Below are 25,044 nucleotides of genomic sequence, written 5' to 3'. Positions count from 1 at the left end.
CAAAGGGCGCCCGGAAATCTCCGAGCGCCCTCACCGTCGTACGACCGACCGGTCAGCTCTTCTTCGCCGACCCGGCCTCGTCGTTGGCATCGTCCTTCACGTCGGAGGACTCGGCGTCGGCCTTCTCCTCCGAGGTGTCGGCATCGGCCTTCTCGCCCTCTTCGGCGTCGGCCGAAGCGCCGGAGTCGGCCGCACCGGGCTCCACCACGGCTTCCCGACCGGGCCGCTTCTTCGCGGAGAGCACGAAGTAGAGCACCGCCAGCAGGAACACGAACAGCGCGGTCCAGTTGTTCAGCCGCAGGCCCAGGATTTCGTGGGCCTCGTCGACGCGCATGTACTCGATCCAGAACCGGCCCACGCAGTACGCCGCGACATACAGCGCGAACGCCCGCCCGTGCCCCAGCGTGAACCGCCGGTCGGCCCAGATGACGAGCAGCGCCACACCGATGCACCACAGCGACTCGTACAGGAACGTCGGGTGGTACGTCCCCGGCACCCGCCCGTCCGAGGAGGACGTGATCTCCACGGCCCAGGGCAGATCCGTGGCCTTGCCGTACAGCTCCTGGTTGAACCAGTTGCCCCAGCGTCCGATGGCCTGTGCGAGGGCGATACCGGGGGCGACGGCGTCGGCGTACGCGGGCATCGGGATGCCCCGGCGGCGGCAGCCGATCCACGCGCCCAGCGCGCCGAGCGCGATGGCGCCCCAGATACCGAGACCGCCCTCCCAGATCTTGAAGGCGTCCACCCAGTCACGGCCCTCGCTGAAGTACAGCTCGTAGTCCGTGATCACGTGGTAGAGGCGCCCGCCGACCAGGCCGAAGGGGACGGCCCACACCGCGATGTCGGCCACCGTGCCGGCCCGGCCGCCGCGGGCGATCCAGCGCCTGTTGCCGAGCCAGACGGCGACGAAGACGCCGATGATGATGCAGAACGCGTAGCCTCGCAGCGGAATGGGACCGAGGTGGATCACCCCGCGCGACGGGCTGGGAATGTAGGCAAGTTCCATGGCAAGGTCGACGCTACCCTGCCGGGCGGCGCACGCGTCGGGCAGCCCGGCTACGGCTCCATAACAGGCAGGCCCCGGCGCCCTATCCCTTGGCCGCCTCCTGCACCTGCTGCTTCAGCTTCTCGGGCGTCATCGACTGGTCCTGGTAGATGTTCTTGCCGTCGAGCAGGACGGTCGGCGTGCCGGTGAAGCCGCCGCTGCGGAAGGCGTCGTTCGACTTCGCGACCCAGCTGTTGTGGGTGCCGTCCTCCACACAGCTTCGGAACGCGGGCGTGTCGAGCCCTTCGACCTTGGCGGCCAGCTCGAACAGCTTGGCGTTCTCGGAGAAGGCGTCGTCGGTCTCGGCGGGCTGGTTCTGGTAGAGCACGTCGTGGTAGTCGACGAACTTTCCGGCGTCCTGGGCGCAGGCCGCGGCGTTCGCGGCGCTACGGGAGCCGGTGCCGCCCAGATTGCCGTCGATGATCGTCGCGAGGCGGTACTCCACTCTGAGCCGGCCGGCGTCGGTCAGCTCGTGGATCGTCGAGCGGTAGGTGTCCTCGAAGGACTTGCAGGCCGGGCAGCGGAAGTCCTCCCAGACGACGAGGGTCGACGCGGCGCCGGCCTTGCCGACCGGGATCACCAGGCTGTCCTCGCCCTGCGCGCCCGAGGGCGCGACGGCGGGACCCTCGGAGTCGCTGCTGTCGTCCTTGCCGGCGTTGGCGGCGATCACTCCGATCACCGCCGCGAGCGCCAGCACGCAGACGACGCTCGCGCCTACGATCAGCGCGCGCCGTCGCTTCTCCGCGGCCTTGTGCTTCTCTCGCTCTGCCGCCATCCGCTCCCGGGCGGTGCGCTTTCCCTCACGGTTCTTCTCGCTCACACCCCGGAAACGAACCGGGGAGGCGCCCAGCGCCTCCCCGGTCCCAGGTCCACCCGTTCGAGTTACGCCTTGCCTCGCACACCGTCGGCCAGCTCACCGGCGAGCGCCCGGACGCCCTCGACGCCGGCCGCGTGGTCCGGCGCGTCCAGCATCCGCTTCACGAAGGCCGAGCCGACGATCACTCCGTCGGCGAATCCGGCGACCTCGGCCGCCTGGGCGGCGTTGGAGACACCGAGCCCGACGCAGACCGGCAGCTCGGTGCCGGTGGCCCGGGTGCGCTCGACCAGGTCCTGCGCCTGCGCGCCGACCGACTCTCGGGTACCGGTGACGCCCATCAGCGAGGCGGCATAGACGAAGCCGCTGCCCGCCGCGGTGATCTGCGCGAGCCGCTCGTCCTTGCTGCTCGGAGCCACGACGAACACGGTCGCGAGCCCGTGCTTCGCGGCGTGCTCCCTCCACAGCGCCGACTCCTGCACCGGCAGGTCGGGCAGGATGCACCCGGCGCCGCCCGCCTCCGCGAGCTCGGCGGTGAACCGCTCGACGCCGTAGCGGTCGATCGGGTTCCAGTACGTCATCACGAGGACCGGCTTCCCGGTCGCCTCGTGGGTCTCGCGGACCGTGCGCATGACGTCGGCGATCTTCACACCGCCGCGCAGGGCGATGTCGTCGGCGGTCTGGATGACCGGACCGTCGAGGACGGGGTCGCTGTGCGGCAGACCGACCTCGACGACGTCCGCGCCGCCGTCGAAGGCGGCCTTGATCGCCTCGATGCCGCCGTCCACGGTCGGGAACCCGGCCGGGAGGTAGGCGATGAGCGCCGAACGCCCCTCTGCCTTGGCGGCGGCGAGGGTGTCGGACAGCAGCTGAATGTTCCCGCTCACTTGGCGTCCCCCTCGATCTCGGCGGTGTCGGCGGCGTTGGCCGCGACCTCGGCGTCGGTGTCGTACAGGCCGAAGTAGCGGGCGGCCGTGTCCATGTCCTTGTCGCCGCGGCCGGACAGGTTGACCACGATCAGCCCGTCCTTGCCCAGCTCCCTGCCGACCTCCAGGGCGCCGGCCAGCGCGTGGGCGCTCTCGATGGCCGGGATGATGCCCTCGGTCCGCGACAGCAGACGCAGCGCCTGCATGGCCGCGTCGTCGGTGATCGCGCGGTACTCGCCGCGACCGCTGTCGCGCAGGTAGGAGTGCTCCGGGCCGACGCCCGGGTAGTCCAGACCGGCCGAGATCGAGTACGGCTCGGTGATCTGGCCCTCGTCGTCCTGGAGGACGTAGGACCGCGAACCGTGCAGGATGCCGGGCTCGCCCGCGGTCAGCGTGGCCGCGTGCTCCCCGGTCTCGACGCCGTGCCCGGCGGGCTCGCAGCCGATGAGGCGTACGTCCGTGTCGGGGATGAAGGCGTGGAAGAGGCCGATGGCGTTGGAACCGCCGCCGACACAGGCGACGGCCGCGTCGGGCAGGCGTCCGGCCCGCTCCAGGAGCTGGCGGCGGGCCTCCACGCCGATGACGCGGTGGAAGTCGCGGACCATGGCCGGGAAGGGGTGCGGGCCGGCGACCGTACCGAAGAGGTAGTGGGTGTGGTCGACGTTGGCGACCCAGTCGCGGAAGGCCTCGTTGATGGCGTCCTTCAGCGTGCGGCTGCCGGACTTCACGGCGATGACCTCGGCGCCGAGCATGCGCATCCGGGCCACGTTGAGGGCCTGGCGCTGGGTGTCGATCTCGCCCATGTAGATGGTGCAGTCGAGGCCGAACAGGGCACACGCCGTCGCCGTCGCCACGCCGTGCTGGCCGGCGCCGGTCTCGGCGATGACCCGGGTCTTGCCCATGCGCTTGGTGAGCAGGGCCTGGCCGAGCACGTTGTTGATCTTGTGCGAGCCGGTGTGGTTGAGGTCCTCGCGCTTGAGGAAGACGCGGGCGCCACCCGCGTGTTCCGCGAAGCGGGGAACCTCGGTGAGGGAGCTGGGGCGGCCGGTGTAGTTGACGAGCAGGTCGTCGAGCTCGCGGGCGAACTCGGGGTCGTGCTTGGCCTTGTCGTACTCGACGGCGACCTCGTCCACGGCGGCGACGAGGGCCTCCGGGATGAACTTGCCGCCGAACGCGCCGAAGTAGCCTTCGGTGCTGGGTACTTGACCCTGGGGGTCAGGGATGAAGAACTCGCTGGGCATGCGGATACCTCACGGTGAGTGCCGATGAAAAAACACTGTTCGCCGTGGGGGCGGGGCTTGTTCGACGGCTGTCGGCCGTCCGTCGCTTGTCGCGCTCGCGCGGCGGTAGCCGCAAATCAAGCAGAGTCCCGCGCCCCTAAAGGGCGCGCTGCCATCGACGGCCGTTCACCTGTCCCGGTTCGTCTCCGATGACGTATCGCACCCGGCGGCCGTGGACACGCCTCGCAGGGGCTCGGCAGCCCCTCGGGCGGCAGCCGCGCGCGAGGCGGGCGTACCGGTCCACGGTCGTCACAGTGAGAGTCATCAGGGGTCAGCCTAGCGGGTGATCAACCGCGCCCGTGCCGCAAGGCCGGATGTTCGCCCGCTGCCACCAGGTCGGCCACCGCCGACTTGGGGTCGCGGCCGGTCACCAGGGACTCGCCGACCAGGACCGCGTCGGCGCCGGCGTTGGCGTAGGCGATGAGGTCGTGCGGGCCTCGTACGCCGGACTCGGCGACCTTGACGAGGCCGGCCGGGATCTCGGGCGCGACGCGCTCGAAGGTGCCGCGGTCCACCTCAAGGGTCTTCAGGTTGCGGGCGTTGACGCCGATGATCTTGGCGCCCGCGTCCACGGCACGCTCGACCTCGTCCTCGTCGTGCACCTCGACCAGCGGGGTCAGGCCGATGGACACCGCGCGCTCGATCAGCGACTCCAGGGCCGACTGGTCGAGGGCCGCGACGATCAGCAGCGCCAGGTCGGCGCCGTAGGCCCGGGCCTCCCACAGCTGGTACGACGTGACGATGAAGTCCTTGCGGAGGACGGGGATGTCCACGCGCGCGCGGACCGCCTCCAGGTCGGCCAGCGAGCCGCCGAAGCGCCGCTGCTCGGTCAGCACGGAGATGACGGCCGCGCCGCCCGCCTCGTAGTCCGCGGCGAGTCCGGCCGGGTCGGCGATCGCGGCCAGCGCGCCCTTGGAGGGGCTGGAGCGCTTGACCTCGCAGATCACCTTGACGCCCTCGCCCTTGAGCGCGGCGACCCCGTCCTTGGCCGCGGGAGCCTTCGCCGCGCGCTCCTTGAGCTCGTCGAGGCTGACGCGCGCCTGCCGCTCCGCGAGGTCGGCACGGACTCCGTCGATGATCTCGTCGAGCACACTCACGCGAGCGGCCCCCTTCCCGATGCGATGACGAAAACCGGTGGTCACTGCGATGGTATCCGGAGCACGGCGTAGGCCTCGCATCCGGTTGACGGCGGTCCCACTACCTGGACATTCGCCAGTTGATCAAGGATGCAGCCAGCCACCGAAGGGCAGGTTCCGGACAACCGTGAAGACCAGCAGCAACGTGCCCAGCGTCCACAGGTGCAGCGGCCCCAGGTCGAGCCGCATCGGTCGTCCGCGCGCCGCGCGGACAACCCAGACGGTCCACAGCACGGCAAAGGCCAGATAGCCCAGTACGGCCGCCGCGTTGTTCTGGAGCGCCGCCGCGAGGTCCCCGTGCACGAAGGCGTGGGCGCTGCGCAGTCCGCCGCAGCCGGGGCAGTACAGGCCGGTGACCTGGAGCAGCGGGCAGACCGGGTAGTGGCCGGGCTCGTGCGGGTCCACCGCGGCGACGTACGCGAAGGCGCCCACCACGGCCGCGAGCACTCCGGCGGGCACGGCGAGCCGTCCCAGGACGGTTCCGGTCCCCTGCTGTGTCACCCTGCGGCTGTCGGTGTTCACGCCTCGCATTCTGCCCCCAAAACGCGTGAGGGGCGGCTTGTGGGGGCCGCCCCTCGGGAAGGTCGTACGCGTCAGCTCTCGACGCTCGCCGCCTCGGTCGTGCGCAGCGGCTTGCCATGGTCCTTGGACTGGCCGAGGCCCATGCCCTGCATGACCCAGCCGACGACACCGCCGAGGACCACGACGCCCATGCCGGCCCAGAAGCCCGCCGGGTTGGCCAACACCATGAAGGCGCCCGCGACGCAGAAACCGATGAAGGCGATTGTGACACCGGTCCAGGCGGCCGGGGTGTGACCGTGGCTGCTGCCCGCCATGACTTGCTCCTCGTTGCTGTGTGTAAGTCTCTGAGCCGGACGCTCGACGTCATTGTCCCGCATGCGTGCACGCGAGCTGATCGGGGGTCACTCTCGCGAGTCGGTGCTCAGGCGCCGGTCGGGTCCTCGCCCCGGTCGAGGGCCTTCCAGAGGTCCTCGGGGCGGTCGGGGTCCACGGTGGGAGCCTTGCGCGGCCGGGGAGCACCCGAGCGCTCGTACCGGCTCGACATCGCCGGCCACAGGGGCGCGTAGCGCAGGGCCAACAGCCCGGCGAGCAGCATCAGCACGCCGCCGGCGACCGCCACGTACGGCCACGCGGTATGGCTGAGCTCGGCAACGGTCGCGGCGGTGTCACCCGTCGCCTGCGCCGCCTTCTCGTCCAGCGCGGAGCTGTCGCCCGCGCCGATCAGCGACGCGGCGATGGTTCCCGCGCCGGACAGGGCGAGCAGGCCCGCGACGAGGACGCGGCCGAGACGGCGGACGGCGAAGACGGCGACCAGCGCGGCGAGGCCCACTATGGCGAGCGACGCGGGTACGCCCGTGACGTCGCTGCCGCTGGCGGTCAGCGGGAAGTCGCCGCCGGCCACGGTGGCGGTGCCCTCCGACCACTGCCGGCGGGTGGCCAGCAGCGCCACGGCCGCGCCGAGCGCGCCGGAGAGCAGGGCCACGGCGAGGCTGATGCGGCCGGCCCGGGCGGGTCCTGCGGCTTCGGAACGGGGGTGCGGTACGGCAGTCACGTACTCCACTATCGCCTGAACCCCGGGCGAACCGTCACCCGGGGTTCATATGAGAAGCGCCCTACTGCCCGAGTCGGTTCGCCGTGTGCACCGCGCGCAGCACCGCCGCCGCCTTGTTGCGGCACTCGGTGTCCTCCGCGACCGGGTCGGAGTCGGCGACGATTCCGGCGCCCGCCTGGACGTAGGCGGTGCCGTCGCGCAGCAGGGCCGTACGGATCGCGATGGCGGTGTCGGAGTCGCCGGCGAAGTCGAGGTAGCCGACGCAGCCGCCGTACAACCCCCGCCGGGACGGCTCCAGTTCGTCGATGATCTGCATCGCGCGGGGCTTCGGGGCGCCGGAGAGGGTGCCCGCCGGGAAGCAGGCGGTGAGGACGTCGAAGGCGGTGCGGCCCTCGGCGACCTTGCCGGTCACCGTGGAGACGATGTGCATCACGTGCGAGTAGCGCTCGATGGACATGAAGTCGACGACCTCGACGGAGCCCGGCTCGCAGACCCGTCCGAGGTCGTTGCGGCCGAGGTCGACGAGCATGAGGTGCTCGGCGCGCTCCTTGGGGTCGGCGAGCAGGTCGTCGGCGAGGGCCTGGTCCTCCTGCGGGGTGGCCCCGCGCCACCGGGTGCCGGCGATGGGGTGGACCATGGCCCGCCCGTCCTCGACCTTCACCAGGGCCTCGGGGGAGGAGCCGACGACATCGAAGCCGTCGAAGCGGAACAGGTACATGTACGGCGACGGGTTGGTCGCCCTCAGTACCCGGTAGACGTCCAACGCGCTTGCCGTGCAGGGCGTTTCGAAGCGCTGGGAGGGGACGACCTGGAAGGCCTCCCCGGCCCGGATGCGCTCCTTGATGTCCTCGACGGCCCGCTGGAAGTCCTCGCCGCCCCACAGGGCGGTGTACTCGGGCAGTTCCGAGGGCGGCAGGACGGCCGGGGGCTGGGCGACCGCGCGGGACAGGTCCGCCTCCATGGCGTCCAGGCGGGCGACCGCGTCCGCGTAGGCCTCGTCCACGCCGGTGTCGAGGTCGTTGTGGTTGATCGCGTTGGCGATCAGCAGGACCGAGCCCTCCCAGTGGTCCATGACCGCGAGGTCGCTGGTCAGGAGCATGGTCAGTTCGGGGAGCCTCAGGTCGTCGCGCTCGCCGGGGCCGATCTTCTCCAGGCGGCGCACGATGTCGTAGCCGAGATAGCCGACCATGCCGCCGGTGAAGGGCGGCATGCCCTCCTGGTGGGGGGTGTGCAGGGCCTCGATGGTGGCGCGCAGGGCGGCGAGCGGGTCACCGTCGGTGGGGACGCCGACGGGCGGGACGCCGAGCCAGTGCGCCTGTCCGTCCCGCTCGGTGAGCGTGGCGGCGCTGCGGACGCCCACGAAGGAGTACCGGGACCAGGAGCGGCCGTTCTCCGCGGACTCCAGCAGGAAGGTGCCGGGGCGCTCGGCGGCGAGCTTGCGGTAGAGCGCGACTGGGGTGTCGCCGTCGGCGAGGAGCTTGCGCGTGACCGGGATGACACGCCGGTCGGTGGCGAGCTTGCGGAAGGTCTCGAGGTCCATGGCCGGTGACCTTACTGATCTCCGGCCGGGGCGCCGGAATCCTTGAGCAGGACGTCCGTGTCGAAGCAGGTGCGCGCGCCGGTGTGGCAGGCGGCGCCGACCTGGTCGACCTGGACGAGGACGGTGTCGGCGTCGCAGTCGAGGGCGACGGACTTGACCCATTGGAAGTGGCCGGAGGTGTCGCCCTTGACCCAGTACTCCTGGCGGCTGCGCGACCAGTAGGTGCAGCGGCCGGTGGTCAGGGTGCGATGCAGCGCCTCGTCGTCCATCCAGCCGAGCATGAGCACCTCACCGGTGTCGTACTGCTGGGCGATGGCGGGGAGGAGCCCGTCGGCGCTGCGCTTGAGGCGCGCGGCGATCTCGGGGTCCAGCTGGCTGGGCTGACGGGGCGTGCTGGTCATGAGTGCCATTGTGCCGCGCCGCACTGACAGTGACGGCGCCATGTCCACTGGGCGGACCCTGGGAGCGGTCGTAGGCTGGCCGCATGTCGACTTTCGCCAAGCGTGAACGACTTCTGCTGGCCGACCTCCTGGAGGCCGAGGGCCCGGACGCCCCGACCCTGTGCGAGGGCTGGACCACCCGTGACCTCGCCGCGCACGTCGTGGTGCGCGAGCGCCGCCCCGACGCCGCCGGCGGCATCCTGATCAAGCCGCTCGCCGGCCGCCTGGAGCGGGTGATGGCGGAGTTCGCGGACAAGCCGTACGAGGAACTGATCCAGCTGATCCGCACCGGCCCGCCGCGCTTCTCGCCGTTCTCGCTGAAGCAGGTCGAGGAGATGTCCAACACGGTGGAGTTCTACGTCCACACCGAGGACGTACGCCGGGCCCGCCCCGACTGGACGCCCCGCGAGCTGGACCCGGTCTTCCAGGACGCCCTGTGGTCCCGTCTGGAGCGCACCGCCCGCCTGATGGGCCGCGGCACCCCGACCGGCCTTGTGCTGCGCCGCCCGGACGGCCAGACGGCGGTGGCCCAGCGCGGTACACCGGTGGTGACGGTGACGGGTCAGCCTTCGGAGCTGCTGCTCTTCCTGTACGGCCGGCAGAACGCGGCCGAGGTGGAGCTGGAGGGCGACAAGGAGGCGATCACGAAGCTGCACGAGAGCAAGCAGCTGGGGATCTGAGGGGTCACTCCGGGAGCTCGGCGCGGCGCGGGTCGCGAACGCACAGCGCGCTCACCACGCCGAGCCCCCGACAGCCGGCGCAGGTCACGCCGCCCAGTCGCGCAGGTGGCGGGCGGCCTCCTGAAGTCCGGCTTTCTCGCCTCGGATTAAACTTGGCGCTTGCGACGATCGGAACCGCAGCCGCTGCCAAACCCACTACCACGAGCGATGCATCGAACTGGCGTCCGGCACTAGCGGACGGGGTGCCCCGCCTCCCGCAGCGCCTGCTTCACCTCGCCGATCCGCAGGTCGCCGAAGTGGAACACCGACGCCGCGAGTACCGCGTCCGCGCCCGCCTCGATCGCCGGGGCGAAGTCACCGAGCTTTCCGGCGCCGCCGGACGCGATCACCGGGACCGTCACATGCTTGCGGACCGCCTCGATCATCTCGATGTCGTAGCCGTCCTTCGTGCCGTCCGCGTCCATCGAGTTGAGCAGGATCTCCCCCGCGCCCAGCTCCGCGGCCCGGTGCGCCCACTCGACGGCGTCGATGCCGGTGCCCTTGCGGCCGCCGTGGGTCGTCACCTCGAAGCCGCCCGACGGGGTGCGCCGCGCGTCCACCGACAGGACCAGCACCTGGCGCCCGAAGCGCTCGGCGATCTCGCGGATCAGGTCGGGGCGGGCGATGGCGGCCGTGTTGACGCCCACCTTGTCCGCGCCCGCGCGCAGCAGCTTGTCCACGTCCTCGGCCATGCGGACGCCGCCGCCGACCGTCAGCGGGATGAACACCTGCTCTGCGGTGCGGCGCACCACGTCGTACGTCGTCTCGCGGTTGCCCGACGACGCGGTGATGTCCAGGAACGTCAGCTCGTCGGCGCCCTCGGCGTCGTACACCTTCGCCATCTCGACGGGGTCGCCCGCGTCGCGCAGGTTCTGGAAGTTGACGCCCTTGACGACCCGGCCGTTGTCCACGTCCAGGCAGGGGATGACTCGGACCGCCAGGGTCATGAGTGCTCGGCTCCTCTGAATGCTTCTATTTCCACTTCGACCAGGATGCGCGGGTCGACGAACCCCTCCACGACCAGCAGGGTCGACACCGGCCGTACCGCGTCGAAGAAGTCCTTGTGGGCCCGGCCCACCTCGTCCACGTCGCGCGCGTGCGTCAAGTACATCCTCGTACGGACGACGGACTCGACGCCGAGCCCGAACTCGGCGATGGCCTCCAGCGCGCTGGTGAACGCCACCTTCGCCTGCTCGTAGGGGTCGCCCTCGCCGTACAGCACATGGCCTTTGAAGGATGTGGTGCCCGCCACCAGAACGCGGTCTCCCGCCGCGACGGCGCGTGCGAAACCGAAACTCTCTTCCCAGGGACTTCCGCTCTGCACGCGCCGTACGGCTCCGCTCATGACGACACAGCCTCCAAGGCCTCTTCCAGGGTGAACGCCTTCGCGTACAGGGCCTTCCCGACGATGGAGCCCTCGACACCGAGGGGTACCAGCTCGGCGATGGCGCGCAGGTCGTCCAGCGACGACACGCCGCCGGAGGCCACGACCGGGCGGTCCGTCGCCGCGCAGACGTTCTTCAGCAGCTCCAGGTTCGGGCCCTGGAGCGTGCCGTCCTTGGCGATGTCGGTCACGACATAGCGCGCGCAGCCCTCCTGGTTGAGGCGCTCCAGCGTCTCGTAGAGGTCGCCGCCGTCGCGCGTCCAGCCGCGGCCGCGGAGCGTGGTGCCCCGTACGTCCAGACCCACCGCGATCTTGTCGCCGTGCTCGGCGATGACCTTGGCGACCCACTCCGGGGTCTCCAGGGCGGCCGTGCCGAGGTTCACGCGCGTGCAGCCCGTGGCGAGCGCGGCGGCGAGGGAGGCGTCGTCGCGGATGCCGCCCGACAGCTCCACCTTGATGTGCAGTTCCGCCATGCGCTCGGTGACCTCGGCGATCAGGTCCCGGTTGTCCCCGGTGCCGAACGCGGCGTCCAGGTCGACCAGGTGCAGCCACTCGGCGCCGGAGCGCTGCCAGGCGAGGGCGGCCTCCAGCGGGGAGCCGTAGGAGGTCTCCGTGCCGGACTCGCCGTGCACCAGGCGGACCGCCTGGCCGTCACGGACGTCGACGGCCGGGAGGAGTTCGAGCTTCGAAGCCATCAGAGGGTTCCGATCCAGTTGTTCAGCAGCTGCGCTCCGGCGTCGCCGGACTTCTCGGGGTGGAACTGCGTGGCCCACAGGGCGCCGTTCTCCACGGCGGCCACGAAGGGCTTGCCGTGCGTCGACCAGGTGACCTTGGGTGCCCGCATCGCGTTGTTGTGCGTCTCCAGGATCCAGTCGTGGACGGCGTAGGAGTGCACGAAGTAGAAGCGGGCGTCGCTGTCCAGGCCGGCGAACAGCTCGGAGTCGGCCGGGGCCTCCACGGTGTTCCAGCCCATGTGGGGCACGATGTCGGCCTGGAGCGGCTCGACCGAACCCGGCCACTCGCCGAGGCCCTCGGTCTCGACACCATGCTCGATGCCGCGCCCGAACAGGATCTGCATGCCGACGCAGATGCCCATCACAGGACGGCCGCCCGCCAGCCGCCGCTCGACGATCCAGTCGCCGCGCGCCTCCCTGAGGCCGTTCATGCAGGCGGCGAAGGCACCGACACCCGGCACCAGCAGCCCGTCGGCGTTCATGGCCTTGTCGAAGTCGCGCGTTATCTCGACCTCGGCGCCGGTGCGGGCGAGGGCGCGCTCGGCGGACCTCACATTGCCGAAGCCGTAGTCGAAGACGACGACCTTCTTCGAGGAAGCGCTCAACTCCACACCTCCAGCCTCATGACACCGGCGACGAGACACATCGCGGCGCCGATGGAGAGCAGCACGATCAGGTTCTTCGGCATCCCCTGCTTGACGAAGGAGATGATGCCGCCGACCAGGAAGAGGCCGACGACGATCAGGACGGTCGACAGTCCGTTCACAGCGCGCCCTTCGTGGAGGGGAGGATGCCGGCCGCGCGCGGATCGCGCTCGGAGGCGTACCTGAGGGCCCGGGCCAGCGCCTTGAACTGGCACTCCACGATGTGGTGCGCGTTGCGGCCGTAGGGCACGTGCACGTGCAGCGCGATCTGCGCCTGGGCCACGAAGGACTCCAGGATGTGCCGGGTCATGGTGGTGTCGTACTCGCCGATCATCGGCGCCATGTTCTCGGGCTCGGTGTGCACGAGGTAGGGGCGGCCGGAGAGGTCGACGGTGACCTGCGCGAGGGACTCGTCCAGCGGGACCGTGCAGTTGCCGAAGCGGTAGATGCCCACCTTGTCGCCGAGGGCCTGCTTGAAGGCGGCGCCCAGGGCGAGGGCGGTGTCCTCGATGGTGTGGTGGGAGTCGATGTGCAGATCGCCCTCGGTCTTCACCGTGAGGTCGAACAGACCGTGCCGGCCGAGCTGGTCGAGCATGTGGTCGTAGAAGCCGACACCGGTCGCCACGTCGACCTTGCCGCTGCCGTCGAGGTCGATCTCGACGAGCACCGAGGTCTCCTTCGTGACTCGCTCCACGCGTCCTACGCGGTTCATGCGCTCTGCTCCTTCTTCAGTTCACGGACCGCGTCGAGGAACGCGTCGTTTTCGGCGGGGGTTCCGGCGGTGACCCGCAGCCAGCCCGGCACGCCGTTGTCCCGGACGAGGACGCCCCGGTCCAGGATCTTCCGCCAGACGGCCTGGGCGTCGTCGAAGCGTCCGAACTGCACGAAGTTGGCGTCCGAGGCGGTGACCTCGTAGCCGATCGCCAGCAGTTCGGTCACCAGCCGGTCCCGCTCCGCCTTCAACTGCTCGACATAGCCGAGCAGGGTGTCGGTGTGCTCCAGCGCGGCAAGGGCGGTCGCCTGGGTGACGGCCGACAGGTGGTAGGGCAGCCGTACGAGCTGGACGGCGTCGACCACCGCCGGGTGCGCGGCGAGATAGCCGAGGCGCAGGCCCGCCGCGCCGAAGGCCTTCGACATGGTCCGTGAGATGACGAGATTCGGCCGCCCTTCGAGCAGCGGCAGCAGCGAGTCGCCGTGGCTGAACTCGATGTACGCCTCGTCGACGACGACCATCGACGGCTTCGCCGCCTGCGCGGCCTCGAACAGCGCGAGGACCGTCTCGGGCGGGACGGCGTTGCCCGTGGGGTTGTTGGGGGTGGTGATGAAGACGACGTCGGGCCGGTGCTCGGCGATCGCCTGCCGGGCCGCCTCCACATCGATGGTGAAGTCGTCGTTGCGCGGACCGGAGATCCAGCCCGTCCCCGTGCCGCGCGAGATGAGCCCGTGCATCGAGTACGACGGCTCGAAACCGATGGCCGTACGGCCGGGCCCGCCGAAGGTCTGGAGCAGCTGCTGGATGACCTCGTTGGAGCCGTTGGCGGCCCAGACGTTGGCGAGTCCGACCTGGTAACCGGACGTGTCCGTCAGGTACTTGGCGAGCTGCGTGCGCAGTTCCACGGCGTCCCGGTCCGGGTAGCGGTTGAGGTTCCGGGCCGCCTCGCGCACCCGCTCGGCGATCCGCTCGACCAGCGGCTCGGGCAGGGGGTAGGGGTTCTCGTTGGTGTTCAGCCGTACCGGCACGTCCAGCTGGGGCGCGCCGTAGGGGGACTTGCCAAGCAGCTCGTCCCGTACGGGGAGATCGTCGATGCCGGTCACTTGCTCTCGGGTACCTTCCAACCGAACCTTGCCTTGATCGCCGCCCCGTGGGCCGGCAGATCCTCCGCCTCCGCCAGCGTCACCACGTGATGCGCCACGTCCGCCAGCGCGTCCTTCGTGTAGTCGACGATGTGGATGCCGCGCAGGAAGGACTGGACGGACAGGCCCGAGGAGTGGCAGGCGCAGCCGCCGGTGGGCAGGACGTGGTTGGACCCGGCGGCGTAGTCCCCGAGGGAGACGGGCGCCCAGGGGCCGATGAAGATCGCGCCGGCGTTGCGCACCCGGTCGGCCACCGCGGGGGCGTCGGCCGTCTGGATCTCCAGGTGCTCGGCACCGTAGGCGTCGACGACCCGCAGCCCCTCCTCGACGCCGTCCACGAGGACGATCGCGGACTGCTTGCCCTTGAGGGCCGGGACGATCCGGTCGTCGATGTGCTTGCTGGCCGCGACCTGCGGCTCCAGCTCCTTCTCCACCGCGTCCGCGAGCTCCACGGAGTCGGTGACGAGAACGGCGGCGGCCAGCGGGTCGTGCTCGGCCTGGCTGATCAGGTCCGAGGCGACGTGCACCGGGTCGGCGCTCTCGTCGGCCAGGATCGCGATCTCGGTCGGGCCGGCCTCGGCGTCGATGCCGATCTTGCCGGTGAAGTAGCGCTTGGCGGCGGCGACCCAGATGTTGCCGGGGCCGGTCACCATGTTGGCGGGCGGGCAGGACTCGGTGCCGTACGCGAACATCGCGACGGCGGTGGCACCACCGGCCGCGTACACCTCGTCGACACCGAGCAGCGCGCAGGCGGCGAGGATCGTCGGGTGCGGGAGGCCGTCGAACTCGGCCTGGGCCGGGGAGGCGAGCGCGATCGACTCGACGCCGGCTTCCTGGGCCGGGACGACGTTCATGATCACGGAGGACGGGTAGACCGACCGGCCGCCGGGCGCGTACAGCCCGACTCGATCGACCGGCACCCACTTCTCGGTGACCGAGCCGCCGGGCACGACCTGGGTGGTGTGGGTGGAGCGGCGCTGCTCGCGGTGGACGAGCCGGGCGCGGCGGATGGACTCCTCCAGGGCCGCGCGGACGGCCGGGTCGAGTTCCTCCAGCGCGCGCGTGAGGGCCTCTACGGGCACCCGCACCCGATCGAGCTCGACCCCGTCGAATTTCTCCGCGAAGTCGATCAGCGCCGCGTCGCCCCGATGATGCACGGCCTCGCAGATCGGACGCACCTTCTCCAGGGCGGCCGATACGTCGAAGTCGGCTCGGGGCAGCAGGTCGCGCAGGGCGGGGCCCTCGGGAAGGGCGTCGCCGCGCAGATCGATTCGGGAGATCACGCCGTCAATTCTCTCAGACCGGGATCGGCGGTCGTCCGCGCGTATCAATGGCTGATACAGAGCGCATACGACAGCCGGAAGATCCTCTTCACGGCTAGCGTTCCGTCCGTCACTCAGCGGGCATGAACGGTTGTACGAAAACCCACGAGTAGCCGGGGAGGAAGGGAACACCGTGACCGAGGGGGCCGGCATCCGCGACGGAGAGCTGCCGGACGATCTGACCGCCGCCGAGGCCGGTATGTGGCAGGCCTTCCGCAATGGCAGCGTGTACGACCTGAGCAGCGGCGACACCGTCGTCGACGATCCGCACGGGGGGCATCCGTGGGGGCCGGAGCGGACCGTGCGGGCCCGCATCGTGTGCTGGCTGCTGCTGGACGGACCGCCCGCCCTGGCCGGCCGGGTGTCGTCCCTGAAGCTCGTGGGCGTGCAGATCAGCGGCAGCCTGGACCTGGCGGGCGGCACGGTGGTGCCGTACGTCGAGATGCGCGGCTGCCGTTTCGAGCGGGAGGTGCTGCTGCCCGAGGCCCGTTTCACGACCATGCGTCTTGTGGACTGCTCGGTGCCGCGTCTGGAGGCGGCCCGGGTGCATACCGAGGGCGATCTGCATCTGCCGCGCTGCCGCTTCCACAACGGCATCCGGCTCACCGACGCGCAGATCGGCACCGATCTGCTGCTCAACCAGGCCATCGTGTACCGCGACCGCAGCGGCCGCTCCATCGCCGGGGACGGCATGACCGTCGGGCAGGACCTCCAGGCCGAGCTGCTGGAGTCGCACGGCGAGCTGAGCCTGCGCAGCGCGAAGATCGGCGTCTCGCTGAGTCTGCGGGGCGCCCGGCTGGTCAACCCGTACACGCGTTTGGCGCTGAACGCCCCCCAGCTGACCGTGGAGCGCTCCCTGTACCTGACCCCGGCGGGCGTCGGGAACCCGCTGCTCAGCGGCACGACCCCGGCCCGCGGGACACGGATCCAGCGGTTCGAGTGCCAGGGCGGGGTGCGGCTCGACGACGGGCGGTTCGGGGACGCGGTCGACATGGAGCGGGCCCGGTTCAACTTCACCGACGAGCAGGAACTGTCGCTGCGCCGGATCCAGACACCGGAACTGCGCTTCCTCGGGGAACACCCGGCGCGCGGCACGGTCGTGCTGTCGGGGGCGCGGATCGTCAACCTGATGGACCGCGCGGACGCCTGGCCGGGCCCCGGCCGGCTGCACATGGGCGGTTTCGCCTACGAGAACCTGGTGCCGCGCGGGCCCTTCCCGCTCACCGAGCGGCTCGACTGGGTGGCCGCCGCGACCGCCGAGTACAACCCGGAGCCGTACGAACGGCTCGCCGCGGTGCTGCGGGCCGGCGGTGAGGACGAGGACGCCCGCGAGGTGCTCCTCGCCAAGCACCGCCGACGCCGCGAGAGCCTGCCGATCGCCGCCAAGCTGTGGGGATACGCGCAGGACTGGACGGTCGCCTACGGGTACCGGCCGGGCCGGGCCGCGGTGTGGATGGCGGTGCTGTGGGCGGCGAGCTCGGTCGCCTTCGCGCACGCCGGTCATCCGCCGATCAAGCGCGGCGAGCATCCGGAGTGGAACCCGACGCTGTTCGCCCTCGACCTGCTGCTTCCGGTCATCGATCTGGGCCAGGTCGGCTTCTGGCAGCTCAAGGGCGGCTGGCAGTGGCTGGCGGCGGCGATCGTGCTCCTGGGCTGGATCCTGGCGACGACGGTGGCGGCGGGGGCGACCCGGCTGCTGAGCAGGAACTGAACCTTTTGCCGTCCCTTGACCGGTGGTCGTACAACTTTCCACGAGTTGGCCGGAGCCTCTGGCGCCGTCTCGACCAGCGGCTTTTCAATGGTTGACACTATGGCTCTGCTGCTGCCGTTCATCCGCGGGCCGCGGATGACAAGGACCGCCGCCCCCGTCGCCGGTGCCCGCGCCGACGACGAGGTGCTGCTGGACGTGCCCGACGCCCGGCTGGGTCCGGCGCTGGTCGCGGCCGCGCAGGGCGACCACGGGTCGGCCGCAGCGCTGCTCGCCGCCACCCGGGCGGCCGGCGAGTGGGAACACCGCGACCGGTACACGGCCCGGCTCGCGGCCTTCGCCCACGCGCGCCCCGAGTGGTTCGAGGCCTGGCGCGCGGCAGCCCCCCACAATCCCGACGGCCTCGTGGTGGAGGCCCAGCTGAAAGTCGACCGCGCCTGGCGGTCACCGGCCAGGGCCGAGCTGCTGCGCGAGGTCAGCCCGCTGGTCACGGCCGCGGCGCACGGCGACGACCGGGACCCGGTGCCCTGGCGGATCGCCCTGGACCACGCACGCGGGGCGCAGGCCGGGCCGCGGTACGTCGAGGAGCTGTGGGAGGCGGCGATGCGCCGCGCCCCACACCACTACGGCTGCCATGTGGCGGCCCTGCGCTATCTGGCGTCCTCCTGGCACGGCTCGCACCGCGAGTGCCTGGACTTCGCCGACCGAGCCGCGCAGGACGCCCCGCCCGGCTCCCTGGTGCAGGCGCTGCCGGTGCGGGCGGCGTTCGCGTATCTGTCGGACGGCTGCGGCCCTGAGATGCCGCGGCCGCGGTTGGACGAGGCGGCGGACCGGGCGATACGGCTCTCCGCGCTCCTCCCTCCGGCGGACCCATGGCCGGCGGAGACGCGGAACCTGCTGACGTACGTCCTGGTACGGCTGGACCGTGCGGCGGACGCCCTGGAGCAGGTGCGGCTGACCGGCCCGTACGCCACGTCCTTTCCCTGGGACCGCTTCTCGGACGACCCACTGGGCCACTGTCTGCGGGTACGGGACGAGCTGCGGACGCCGTCCGGCCGTCCGATCACCGGGCACCCCGGACGTACATCCTCCGGCGACCATTAGGCTCTTGCGTCGTGACCACCGTCCGGCTCCCTCTCTTCCCCCTGAACTCGGTGCTGTTCCCGGGGTTGGTGCTCCCTCTGAACGTCTTCGAGGAGCGCTATCGCGCCATGATGCGCGAACTGCTCAAGACCCCCGACGACGAACCGCGCCGGTTCGCCGTCGTGGCGATCCGCGACGGCCACGAGGTGGCGCCGAGCGCGCCCGGTATGCCCGACCCGACGGCACTGCCCCGGCGCGGGCCCGCGGCGGGCTTCGGTCCCGAGCCGATCAAGTCCTTCCACTCGACGGCCTGTGTGGCGGACGCGGCGACGATCCGGGAGCGGACGGACGGCACGTTCGAGGTGCTGGCGACGGGCACGACTCGGGTACGGCTGCTGTCGGTGGACGCGCGTGGCCCGTTCCTGACGGCGGAGCTCGAGGAGTTGCCGGAGGACCAGGGCGACGAGGCGGGCGCACTGGCGGAGGGGGTGCTGCGGGCGTTCCGCCAGTACCAGAAGCGCCTGGCGGGGGCCCGGGAGCGGTCCCTGTCGACGGGAGCGGATCTCCCGGACGAGCCGTCGGTGGTGTCGTACCTGGTAGCGGCGGCGATGATGCTGGACACCCCGACGAAGCAACGCCTGCTCCAGGCCCCCGACACGGCGTCCCGGCTGCGGGACGAGCTGAAACTCCTTCGCGCGGAGACGTCGATCATCCGTAGCCTGCCGTCACTGCCGGCGGCGGACCTGACGCGCACGCCGACAAGTCTGAACTGAGGCGAACGATGGCGAAGAAGCGACAGTCGGCAGGTACGCCGGCGACGGTGGTCCTGACCACGGCAGGCGTCACCTTCACGACCCACGCCTACGAACACGACCCGTCTCACCCGTCCTACGGTGAAGAGGCGGCGCAGGCGATGGGGGTGTCCCCGGACCGGGTCTTCAAGACGCTGGTGGCAGAGGTGGATGGCAAGCTGACGGTGGCGGTGGTGCCGGTGGCGGGCCAACTGGACCTGAAGGCGCTGGCGACGGCAGTGGGCGGCAAGAAGGCGACGATGGCCGACCCCACGCTGGCGGAACGCACCACGGGCTACGTCAGGGGCGGCATCTCCCCCCTGGGCCAGCGAAAGAAGCTCCCGACGGTCCTGGACGCCTCAGCGACCGCCCACGCCACGATCTGCGTCTCAGCGGGCCGCAGGGGCTTGGAGATCGAACTCTCCCCGAAGGACCTGGCAATCCTGACGGAAGCGACCCTGGCTCCCATCGGCCGCGTTCAGCCCCTCGACGAACCCCCTGTTGTCGGTTAAGCAGAGGGAACATGTCGAAGAAGACCCGGAAACGCAAGTGGCGCATCAAGAAGGGCCGAGCGAATCACGGGAGGCGCCCGTCGTAGGAGGGCCGACGCCTTCAGCCGGGGCGGCGGGGGCGGGAGAAACTACGCCTGCGGCGCCCCGTACCCGTCCCGAGGCCGATGCTGCTGCTCATACGGATCCGGGTCCCGAGGCCCGAACAACGCCGTCAGCCCCAGATGCACCACAAGCCCGGCCACGGACCACACCAGCAGCGCCCCCTTCGCATCAAGCTCCAACGGCGCCGAGAACGCCACCCCCTTGCCCACATCCTTCGCATGGGCGACGACGTCCTGCGCAGGCCCGAGCCACACCCCCACCCGCCAGGCCAGCAACGACCCCAACAACCCCCCGAGGGCCAGAGCGGCCACCAACGGCACACCCCCACGCCGCCGGACCAGAAACACCCCCAGCGCACTCACCGCGCCAAAGGCGAGCGCCAGCAACGAGAACGTCCCGTCGACGCCCACCGCCTGCTCCCCCTCGGTGTCATTGAGATAGACGACCCAGCCCCCGTCGACCACGTCCCCCACCAGCGGCACCCGAGGCGCCAGCCACCACCACAGCACCCCGAGCAACACCCCGGCCACCGCCACGACCACCGTGATCACGGCTGCCTCCCGCACCTCGGTCTTCATCCCGGGCCCGTCCTCCTCCGGCGAGGGCGAGGAAGGCAGCCCGTACGGATAAGTCCCGTGCCCGGCGCCGGACGCAGGCGGCTGCTGCCACGCAGTGTTGGCGGAGTGGTCACGCGGCGGCGGTGGTGGAGTCAGCGGTGCGGTCACCCTGACATCGTGCCAGGCCCGCCTGTGCGACGCGTCACCGGACGGCCGCCCGGCGGTACGCCCAGGTGGCGGCGGCAAGGGACACGACCCCCACAACTCCGCACACGGCAAGGTCCCCGAGCACGAAGGCCCAGTCAGGACTCTCCCCGAAGGTCCGGGCAAAGGCCTCGACGCCGTATGTGGAGGGCAGCAGATCCCGGGCGAACCGCACCACCTCAGGCATCCGCTCGGCAGGCAGGACCCCGAGCAGCAGCGCGGCGGACATCCCCAACTGCCCCAGCACGGTCGCCAGTTCCGGCCGAGGCGCCAACAGCCCCAGCGCGGCCCCCAGCCCCGCGAGCGCAGCCCCCGCCAGCGGAATCACCGCGACGAGCACCCACAGATGCGCGAGCGGCAGCCCGAACAGCACGCACCCGAACACGGCGGTGACCACGGTCCCGGGCACCGTGAAGGAGGCGTACGCCCCCGCCGCCCCGAGCACCACCGCCGCGGGCGGCACCGGCAGCGTCGCGTAGTGATCGAGCCCCCCGCTGGCCCGCAACTGCCCGAAGTACTGAGCGAGCAGGTTCAGCGCGACAAAGGCGACGACCAGCACCGACGACCCGGCGACGACGGCCCGCGCCTCGTCACCGCCGTCCACGACCCCCCGCATCAGGATCATGATCCCGATGGACTGGAAGGTCGCCACGAACAGCAGCGGAATCCGCGCGACCCGCGCGCGGGACAGCTGCGCCCGGTACACGGCGCACAGCGACGGCCACAGCCGAGCCCGCGGCCCGAGCTCGGCCGCGTCCGTGGCGGGCGTCTCGTCCACGGCCGGCGCGGCGCCCGGCAGAACCTCGGCGGGTACGACACTCACGTGGCGCTGCTCCTCTTCGCTCCGGCGGTGGTCCCGTTCCGTACGGATGCGACGGTCCTCGTACTCAAGCTCTCATCAGTCGTATTCAAGGCTGACCCAGTCGCGCTCAAGCCTTCACCAATCCCTGCTGCGCGGCCCCGCCCAGCGCCAGATAGACGTCCTCCAGGCTGGGCGTGGCGAGGGTGAAGTCGTCGAGCGCGGAGAAGGCGGCCCCGCCGGTGACGGTGGCGACGACCGCGCGGGCCTCCTCGGGGGCGAGCCGCAGCGTCCAGCGGCGGCCCGACTCCACGACCCGGTCCACAAGCGCGGCGACCTCGGGAACGTGCAGCGGCGCCGCGTCCCGCCACACCAGGTCGACCCGGACCTCCCCGGCGACCCGCTCCTTGAGCCCGCCGGGGGTGTCACAGGCGATCACCCGTCCCCGGTCGAGCACGGCGACCCGGTCCAGCACGGTCTCGGCCTCGATGACGTTGTGGGTGACGAGCAGCACGGTCGTGCCCTGCTCGGCCCGCCGCCGGTCGACGGCGGACCAGACGGCCCGCCGCGCCACGGGATCCATCCCGGTGGTCGGCTCGTCGAGCACGAGCAGCGGCCGCTCGCCCACCAGCGCGGCGGCGAAACAGGCGAGCCGCCGCTGCCCCCCTGACAGCTTCCTCAAGGGCCGCCCGGCGAGCTCGGTCAGGCCCAGTTCCTCCAGTACGGCGTCCCGCTCGGCCCGCGCCGCGCGCACGTCCAGGCCGCGCAGCCGTCCAGTGGTCTCGGCGGCGAGGGAGACGGTCAGCTCGTCGAGGGCGGTCGACTCCTGCCCGAGGTAGGCGAGGATCCGCGCGGCCCGCTCCGGGTGCCGCACGATGTCGTGCCCGAGGATCTCCACGCTGCCGCGATCGGGCCGCATCAGCCCGGTGAGCTGCCGTACGAGCGTGGTCTTGCCGGCGCCGTTCGGCCCGAGCAGCCCGAAGATCTCACCACGCCGGATGTCCAGCCGTACGTCATCGGTGGCCCGTACCTCGGGAGTGGCGGGTGCGCCGCGCCGTCCCCGTACCGCCGGATAGGTCTTGGTCAGCCCGCGCACGGCGCACACGACATCGCCACTGGGCCGAAGTGCCTGTGCCGCGCGCGTACTCACAAGGGATGAGACTACGGGGTCGGGAGGCGGGGCCCGTCCTTGGGGCGGCGTATGTGCCGTTTCACTCCCCCGCGGAAGCGTGTTCGGCCGCCGTCCGCACATCGATCTCGCGCCAGAACCCGGCCCGGATCGCGTACCGGTCGTGCTCGTCGATCTGGTCGTCCTTGTGCGCGAGCAGTCCGAACCGGGCCGCGTACCGCAGCAGCTCCCCGTCGATGCGATGCGGGATCCGCGGGTACATCCCCGACAGCTTCTGCAGATGGCTCTGGTCGCCCAGCCGCTCCATCCACCGCCGCGCGAACACCTGCCCGACCTCGTACGGATCCCCGCCGACGGTCGTGATGTCCTCCTCCCGGTCGGCCCACCGCTGCTCCGCCGTGGTCAGCTGGGCCAGCGTCGGCATGGAGGCGACCTCGGGCGGCTCGGCCGTGGCACCGGGCCGGTCCACCCATCCCTTGTCGGAGGACCACCGCAGGGTCGCCCCCGCCGGATGCGCGGCGGGCTGCACGCCCGGGGCACGCAACGCGGCCAGGTCCTTGGGCGTGGGCACACCCTTCGGCGTCGGCACCCGCTCCTGCGCGCCGTTCTCCGCCGCGGCGGCCGGCGCCCGGTGTTCGCGCTCCTCGGTGGGCCGCTCGGCCGGGGCGAGCGCGGAGTCGGGCAGCGGCGCGGAGAGGATCGCGGCGATCTCGGGCCGCGGCGCGGGCGGCGGCGCGCAGATCCCGCCGAGCTCCTTGGCGCGTACGGCCTTGGTGATCCACGTACGGTCGAGCACGCGCCGCTCGTCGGCCTCGGCGACCAGGTCCTCGGACTGGTTGTAGTCGCCGTCGGCGGCCTGGACGGCCCACAGATGGACGGCGACGCCGTGTTCCTTGGCGGCCATCATGCCCGGCAGCAGATCCCCGTCGCCGGTGACGAGCACGATGTCGGAGCAGGCGCGGTTGCGGGCGAGCTCGGTCAGCTCGGCGTGCATGGCTGCGTCCACGCCCTTCTGGGCCCAGCGTCCGTCGCTGCGGGTCAGCGCGCCGAGCCGTACGGTCACCCGGGGCATCACGCGCAGCCTGCGGTGTTCGGGCTGCGGGACGCGGTCGGGGGCGCCGTCGAACCAGTAGATGCGCAGCAGTGGGCGTTCGGTATCCGATTCCGCGCGTTCTCGCAGGCCCTGAATGAGGGCGGTGTGATCGACGGTGATCCGGGACCGGGAGGGTTCTCCGGCGAGAAGAGAGGCGGCGGCCCCCAGCAGATACCCGGCGTCCACCAGGACGATGCAGCGGTCCACGCGATCCACCCTCTTTCCGGGAGGTTTGCTTCGGGCTTCCTTCGAGTCTGCCCGACCGCGCGAAGGTTAACGGCCGGAACTCGATCTTCGGCGTGGCGTTTCGGGGTGAGCGGCTCGAACAACGCCGTTACGGACGGTAATTGTCCGACATGCGCTCTTTGTTAGGCTATGTGAATCTGGTCGCGGCCCTGGCCCCTAGATCCCCCACAGGAGGCACCACCATGGCCAAGAACAAGAACCGTGACCGAAAGCAGCCCCAGTCCGAGCGCGGACAGCGTCAGGCCCAGCAGTCCTCGATGGAGGCGCAGGCCGAGCAGCGGCTGTCCCAGGTGACGCCGAGCGACATCGCGCGCAAGGGCAAGCAGAAGAAGTTCGGTCACAACTGACATCCTCATGACGGGCCCTTGTAGCCCGGGCATATGACGAGGGGCGCACCCACACGCGGATGCGCCCCTCCCGCACGTCTACGGCTCAGCCGGCCAGACAGGACGGCCCGAGCAGCACCTTCAGGTCGCCGAAGAGCGCCGGGTCCGGCTTCACCCGGTGCCGGTCCAGGCGCAGCACGGTCGTCTTGGTCGGGCCCTGGAGCTTGATGCGGACCTCGCTGTCGCCCTTGTGATGGCTGAGGATCTCGCCGAGCCGGCTGACCATCGGCGGAGTGACCCGGGTGGCCGGAATGGTGAGCACCACGGGCGCGTTCGTGCCCGCGTTCGACAGGTCAGGGACCATCAGCTCCATGGCGACCAGCCGGGGCACGTCCTCGCGCTTGTCGAGGCGGCCCTTGACGAACACCACCGCGTCCTCGACGAGCTGCGTCGAGACGAGCTGGTAGGTCGCGGGGAAGAACATGCACTCGATGGAACCGGCCAGGTCCTCGACGGTGGCGATGGCCCAGGCGTTGCCCTGCTTGGTCATCTTGCGCTGGAGGCCCGAGATGATGCCGCCGATGGTGACGACCGCGCCGTCCGCGTGCTCACCTCCGGTGAGCTGGGCGATGCCCGCGTCGGCCTTGTCCGAGAGCACATGCTCCAGGCCGAAGAGCGGGTGGTCGGAGACGTACAGACCGAGCATCTCCCGCTCCTGGGCGAGCAGATAGGTCTTGTCCCACTCGTCGGTGGAGAACTCGACGTCAAGGCCGAAGCCGGGTTCGCTGCTCTCCTCCTCGCCCATCCCGCCGAAGAGGTCGAACTGCCCCTCGGCCTCCTTGCGCTTCACCGCGACCACGTTGTCGATCATCGAGTCGAAGTGCGCGGTGAGGCCCTTGCGGGTGTGCCCGAGGGAGTCGAAGGCGCCCGCCTTGATCAGCGACTCGGTGGTGCGCTTGTTGCAGGCGACCGCCTCGACCTTGTCGAGATAGTCGGGGAAGGAGGCGTACTTGCCCTTGGCCTTGCGGCTCTTGATGATCGACTCGACCACGTTCGTGCCGACGTTCCGCACGGCCTCCAGGC

The 25,044-nt window shown here is 71.1% G+C and carries 30 protein-coding genes; 6 read left to right on the top strand and 24 right to left on the bottom strand.

What is annotated here, in order from left to right:
* Positions 1 to 52: 52 nt before the first annotated feature.
* From lgt to hisI, 11 genes are all read right to left on the bottom strand, one after another.
* The gene (lgt, locus tag H4N64_RS37555; RefSeq protein ID WP_186287084.1) at positions 53 to 1,006 is read right to left on the bottom strand and encodes a prolipoprotein diacylglyceryl transferase; all 954 of its coding nucleotides are present in this window, start codon (positions 1,004 to 1,006) and stop codon (positions 53 to 55) included.
* 82 nt (positions 1,007 to 1,088) lie between these two features.
* On the bottom strand, positions 1,089 to 1,865 hold the full coding sequence (locus H4N64_RS37550) for a thioredoxin domain-containing protein (RefSeq protein ID WP_186287083.1): 777 nt from the start codon (positions 1,863 to 1,865) through the stop codon (positions 1,089 to 1,091).
* 62 nt (positions 1,866 to 1,927) lie between these two features.
* Positions 1,928 to 2,746 (bottom strand): tryptophan synthase subunit alpha, encoded by an 819-nt coding sequence (trpA, locus tag H4N64_RS37545; RefSeq protein WP_186287082.1) that lies wholly within the window; start codon positions 2,744 to 2,746, stop codon positions 1,928 to 1,930.
* Positions 2,743 to 4,026 carry a tryptophan synthase subunit beta gene (gene trpB, locus H4N64_RS37540; protein ID WP_186287081.1) on the bottom strand — a complete coding sequence of 428 codons (1,284 nt, stop codon included), beginning with the start codon at positions 4,024 to 4,026 and terminating at the stop codon, positions 2,743 to 2,745. The genes trpA and trpB overlap by 4 nt, the downstream gene beginning before the upstream one ends.
* Before the next feature lie 136 nt (positions 4,027 to 4,162).
* Positions 4,163 to 4,330: a tryptophan biosynthesis modulator TrpM gene (gene trpM / locus H4N64_RS47030; RefSeq protein WP_189947481.1), complete on the bottom strand. Its 168-nt coding sequence runs from the start codon at positions 4,328 to 4,330 to the stop codon at positions 4,163 to 4,165.
* A 22-nt stretch (positions 4,331 to 4,352) separates the two neighbouring features.
* Positions 4,353 to 5,162 (bottom strand): indole-3-glycerol phosphate synthase TrpC, encoded by an 810-nt coding sequence (gene trpC, locus H4N64_RS37535; protein WP_186287080.1) that lies wholly within the window; start codon positions 5,160 to 5,162, stop codon positions 4,353 to 4,355.
* Positions 5,163 to 5,285: 123 nt separating this feature from the next.
* Complete coding sequence (locus tag H4N64_RS37530; RefSeq protein WP_186287079.1) at positions 5,286 to 5,732, bottom strand: DUF2752 domain-containing protein; 447 nt, start codon at positions 5,730 to 5,732, stop codon at positions 5,286 to 5,288.
* Positions 5,733 to 5,794: 62 nt separating this feature from the next.
* On the bottom strand, positions 5,795 to 6,037 hold the full coding sequence (locus tag H4N64_RS37525) for an HGxxPAAW family protein (RefSeq protein WP_186287078.1): 243 nt from the start codon (positions 6,035 to 6,037) through the stop codon (positions 5,795 to 5,797).
* 107 nt (positions 6,038 to 6,144) lie between these two features.
* Positions 6,145 to 6,783 (bottom strand): TIGR02234 family membrane protein, encoded by a 639-nt coding sequence (locus tag H4N64_RS37520; RefSeq protein WP_186287077.1) that lies wholly within the window; start codon positions 6,781 to 6,783, stop codon positions 6,145 to 6,147.
* 52 nt (positions 6,784 to 6,835) lie between these two features.
* Positions 6,836 to 8,314 (bottom strand): anthranilate synthase component I, encoded by a 1,479-nt coding sequence (locus H4N64_RS37515; protein WP_186287076.1) that lies wholly within the window; start codon positions 8,312 to 8,314, stop codon positions 6,836 to 6,838.
* Positions 8,315 to 8,325: 11 nt separating this feature from the next.
* A complete protein-coding gene (hisI, locus tag H4N64_RS37510) occupies positions 8,326 to 8,715 on the bottom strand; it encodes a phosphoribosyl-AMP cyclohydrolase (protein ID WP_186287075.1) in 390 nt (129 codons plus the stop codon).
* A gap of 83 nt (positions 8,716 to 8,798) precedes the next feature.
* On the opposite strand from hisI, the gene H4N64_RS37505 reads away from it, so the two are divergent.
* Positions 8,799 to 9,434: a TIGR03085 family metal-binding protein gene (locus tag H4N64_RS37505; protein ID WP_186287074.1), complete on the top strand. Its 636-nt coding sequence runs from the start codon at positions 8,799 to 8,801 to the stop codon at positions 9,432 to 9,434.
* Between the two features lie 230 nt (positions 9,435 to 9,664).
* On the opposite strand, the gene hisF is transcribed toward H4N64_RS37505, so the two are convergent.
* From hisF to hisD, 8 genes are read right to left on the bottom strand one after another with little or no spacing between them, the layout of a single operon-like run.
* Positions 9,665 to 10,420 carry an imidazole glycerol phosphate synthase subunit HisF gene (gene hisF, locus H4N64_RS37500; protein WP_186287073.1) on the bottom strand — a complete coding sequence of 252 codons (756 nt, stop codon included), beginning with the start codon at positions 10,418 to 10,420 and terminating at the stop codon, positions 9,665 to 9,667.
* A complete protein-coding gene (locus H4N64_RS37495; protein WP_186287072.1) occupies positions 10,417 to 10,818 on the bottom strand; it encodes a RidA family protein in 402 nt (133 codons plus the stop codon). Before H4N64_RS37495 ends, hisF begins: the two co-directional genes overlap by 4 nt.
* Positions 10,815 to 11,552 carry a bifunctional 1-(5-phosphoribosyl)-5-((5-phosphoribosylamino)methylideneamino)imidazole-4-carboxamide isomerase/phosphoribosylanthranilate isomerase PriA gene (gene priA / locus H4N64_RS37490; RefSeq protein WP_186287071.1) on the bottom strand — a complete coding sequence of 246 codons (738 nt, stop codon included), beginning with the start codon at positions 11,550 to 11,552 and terminating at the stop codon, positions 10,815 to 10,817. Before priA ends, H4N64_RS37495 begins: the two co-directional genes overlap by 4 nt.
* On the bottom strand, positions 11,552 to 12,196 hold the full coding sequence (hisH, locus tag H4N64_RS37485; RefSeq protein WP_222109856.1) for an imidazole glycerol phosphate synthase subunit HisH: 645 nt from the start codon (positions 12,194 to 12,196) through the stop codon (positions 11,552 to 11,554). The genes priA and hisH overlap by 1 nt, the downstream gene beginning before the upstream one ends.
* Entirely contained in the window at positions 12,193 to 12,357 is a 165-nt protein-coding gene (locus tag H4N64_RS37480; protein ID WP_186287069.1) for a hypothetical protein, read from the bottom strand. Before H4N64_RS37480 ends, hisH begins: the two co-directional genes overlap by 4 nt.
* Entirely contained in the window at positions 12,354 to 12,947 is a 594-nt protein-coding gene (gene hisB / locus H4N64_RS37475) for an imidazoleglycerol-phosphate dehydratase HisB (RefSeq protein WP_037623339.1), read from the bottom strand. The genes H4N64_RS37480 and hisB overlap by 4 nt, the downstream gene beginning before the upstream one ends.
* Positions 12,944 to 14,050 (bottom strand): histidinol-phosphate transaminase, encoded by a 1,107-nt coding sequence (locus tag H4N64_RS37470; RefSeq protein ID WP_186287068.1) that lies wholly within the window; start codon positions 14,048 to 14,050, stop codon positions 12,944 to 12,946. Before H4N64_RS37470 ends, hisB begins: the two co-directional genes overlap by 4 nt.
* Positions 14,047 to 15,372, bottom strand: coding sequence for a histidinol dehydrogenase (hisD, locus tag H4N64_RS37465; RefSeq protein WP_186287067.1), 1,326 nt, complete (start codon positions 15,370 to 15,372; stop codon positions 14,047 to 14,049). Before hisD ends, H4N64_RS37470 begins: the two co-directional genes overlap by 4 nt.
* Before the next feature lie 172 nt (positions 15,373 to 15,544).
* Here hisD and H4N64_RS37460 point away from each other — a divergent pair, with 172 nt between their 5' ends.
* The 4 genes from H4N64_RS37460 (at position 15,545) to ybaK (ending at position 19,505) form a co-directional block, all read left to right on the top strand.
* Positions 15,545 to 17,122: an oxidoreductase gene (locus H4N64_RS37460; RefSeq protein ID WP_186287066.1), complete on the top strand. Its 1,578-nt coding sequence runs from the start codon at positions 15,545 to 15,547 to the stop codon at positions 17,120 to 17,122.
* 87 nt (positions 17,123 to 17,209) lie between these two features.
* Positions 17,210 to 18,223 carry a hypothetical protein gene (locus tag H4N64_RS37455; protein WP_186287065.1) on the top strand — a complete coding sequence of 338 codons (1,014 nt, stop codon included), beginning with the start codon at positions 17,210 to 17,212 and terminating at the stop codon, positions 18,221 to 18,223.
* A gap of 11 nt (positions 18,224 to 18,234) precedes the next feature.
* Positions 18,235 to 18,975, top strand: coding sequence for an LON peptidase substrate-binding domain-containing protein (locus H4N64_RS37450; RefSeq protein WP_186287064.1), 741 nt, complete (start codon positions 18,235 to 18,237; stop codon positions 18,973 to 18,975).
* Between the two features lie 8 nt (positions 18,976 to 18,983).
* Positions 18,984 to 19,505 carry a Cys-tRNA(Pro) deacylase gene (gene ybaK / locus H4N64_RS37445; protein WP_186287063.1) on the top strand — a complete coding sequence of 174 codons (522 nt, stop codon included), beginning with the start codon at positions 18,984 to 18,986 and terminating at the stop codon, positions 19,503 to 19,505.
* 128 nt (positions 19,506 to 19,633) lie between these two features.
* Here the strand turns inward: ybaK and H4N64_RS37440 are convergent, their stop codons facing one another.
* The 4 genes from H4N64_RS37440 to H4N64_RS37425 form a co-directional block, all read right to left on the bottom strand.
* Positions 19,634 to 20,332: a DUF2567 domain-containing protein gene (locus H4N64_RS37440; RefSeq protein ID WP_186287062.1), complete on the bottom strand. Its 699-nt coding sequence runs from the start codon at positions 20,330 to 20,332 to the stop codon at positions 19,634 to 19,636.
* A gap of 34 nt (positions 20,333 to 20,366) precedes the next feature.
* A complete protein-coding gene (locus H4N64_RS37435) occupies positions 20,367 to 21,191 on the bottom strand; it encodes an ABC transporter permease (protein WP_186287061.1) in 825 nt (274 codons plus the stop codon).
* A 106-nt stretch (positions 21,192 to 21,297) separates the two neighbouring features.
* On the bottom strand, positions 21,298 to 22,272 hold the full coding sequence (locus H4N64_RS37430; protein ID WP_186287093.1) for an ATP-binding cassette domain-containing protein: 975 nt from the start codon (positions 22,270 to 22,272) through the stop codon (positions 21,298 to 21,300).
* Positions 22,273 to 22,378: 106 nt separating this feature from the next.
* Positions 22,379 to 23,596: an NYN domain-containing protein gene (locus H4N64_RS37425; protein ID WP_186287060.1), complete on the bottom strand. Its 1,218-nt coding sequence runs from the start codon at positions 23,594 to 23,596 to the stop codon at positions 22,379 to 22,381.
* 221 nt (positions 23,597 to 23,817) lie between these two features.
* Here H4N64_RS37425 and H4N64_RS37420 point away from each other — a divergent pair, with 221 nt between their 5' ends.
* Entirely contained in the window at positions 23,818 to 23,982 is a 165-nt protein-coding gene (locus tag H4N64_RS37420; RefSeq protein WP_186287059.1) for a hypothetical protein, read from the top strand.
* An 85-nt stretch (positions 23,983 to 24,067) separates the two neighbouring features.
* Here the strand turns inward: H4N64_RS37420 and H4N64_RS37415 are convergent.
* Positions 24,068 to 25,044 (bottom strand): helix-hairpin-helix domain-containing protein (locus tag H4N64_RS37415; RefSeq protein WP_260860217.1); only part of this gene is annotated, 977 nt, incomplete at its 5' end.

It is taken from the genome of Streptomyces cupreus (genome assembly GCF_014257025.1).
In the GTDB taxonomy this organism is placed as follows: domain Bacteria; phylum Actinomycetota; class Actinomycetes; order Streptomycetales; family Streptomycetaceae; genus Streptomyces; species Streptomyces cupreus.
The sequence above is the reverse complement of the archived record's forward strand: the minus strand, read 5'-3'. Positions and strand labels throughout refer to the sequence as shown.

Coding starts and splice junctions, on each gene's coding strand:
- trpB (WP_186287081.1), bottom strand. CDS start 4,026: ATGCCCAGCGAGTTCTTCATCCCTGACCCCCAGGGTCAAGTACCCAGC.
- lgt (WP_186287084.1), bottom strand. CDS start 1,006: ATGGAACTTGCCTACATTCCCAGCCCGTCGCGCGGGGTGATCCACCTC.
- H4N64_RS37455 (WP_186287065.1), top strand. CDS start 17,210: ATGGTTGACACTATGGCTCTGCTGCTGCCGTTCATCCGCGGGCCGCGG.
- priA (WP_186287071.1), bottom strand. CDS start 11,552: ATGGCTTCGAAGCTCGAACTCCTCCCGGCCGTCGACGTCCGTGACGGC.
- H4N64_RS37505 (WP_186287074.1), top strand. CDS start 8,799: ATGTCGACTTTCGCCAAGCGTGAACGACTTCTGCTGGCCGACCTCCTG.
- H4N64_RS37495 (WP_186287072.1), bottom strand. CDS start 10,818: ATGAGCGGAGCCGTACGGCGCGTGCAGAGCGGAAGTCCCTGGGAAGAG.
- hisI (WP_186287075.1), bottom strand. CDS start 8,715: ATGACCAGCACGCCCCGTCAGCCCAGCCAGCTGGACCCCGAGATCGCC.
- ybaK (WP_186287063.1), top strand. CDS start 18,984: ATGGCGAAGAAGCGACAGTCGGCAGGTACGCCGGCGACGGTGGTCCTG.
- hisB (WP_037623339.1), bottom strand. CDS start 12,947: ATGAACCGCGTAGGACGCGTGGAGCGAGTCACGAAGGAGACCTCGGTG.
- hisF (WP_186287073.1), bottom strand. CDS start 10,420: ATGACCCTGGCGGTCCGAGTCATCCCCTGCCTGGACGTGGACAACGGC.
- H4N64_RS37515 (WP_186287076.1), bottom strand. CDS start 8,314: ATGGACCTCGAGACCTTCCGCAAGCTCGCCACCGACCGGCGTGTCATC.
- H4N64_RS37525 (WP_186287078.1), bottom strand. CDS start 6,037: ATGGCGGGCAGCAGCCACGGTCACACCCCGGCCGCCTGGACCGGTGTC.
- H4N64_RS37420 (WP_186287059.1), top strand. CDS start 23,818: ATGGCCAAGAACAAGAACCGTGACCGAAAGCAGCCCCAGTCCGAGCGC.
- H4N64_RS37530 (WP_186287079.1), bottom strand. CDS start 5,732: ATGCGAGGCGTGAACACCGACAGCCGCAGGGTGACACAGCAGGGGACC.
- trpM (WP_189947481.1), bottom strand. CDS start 4,330: ATGACTCTCACTGTGACGACCGTGGACCGGTACGCCCGCCTCGCGCGC.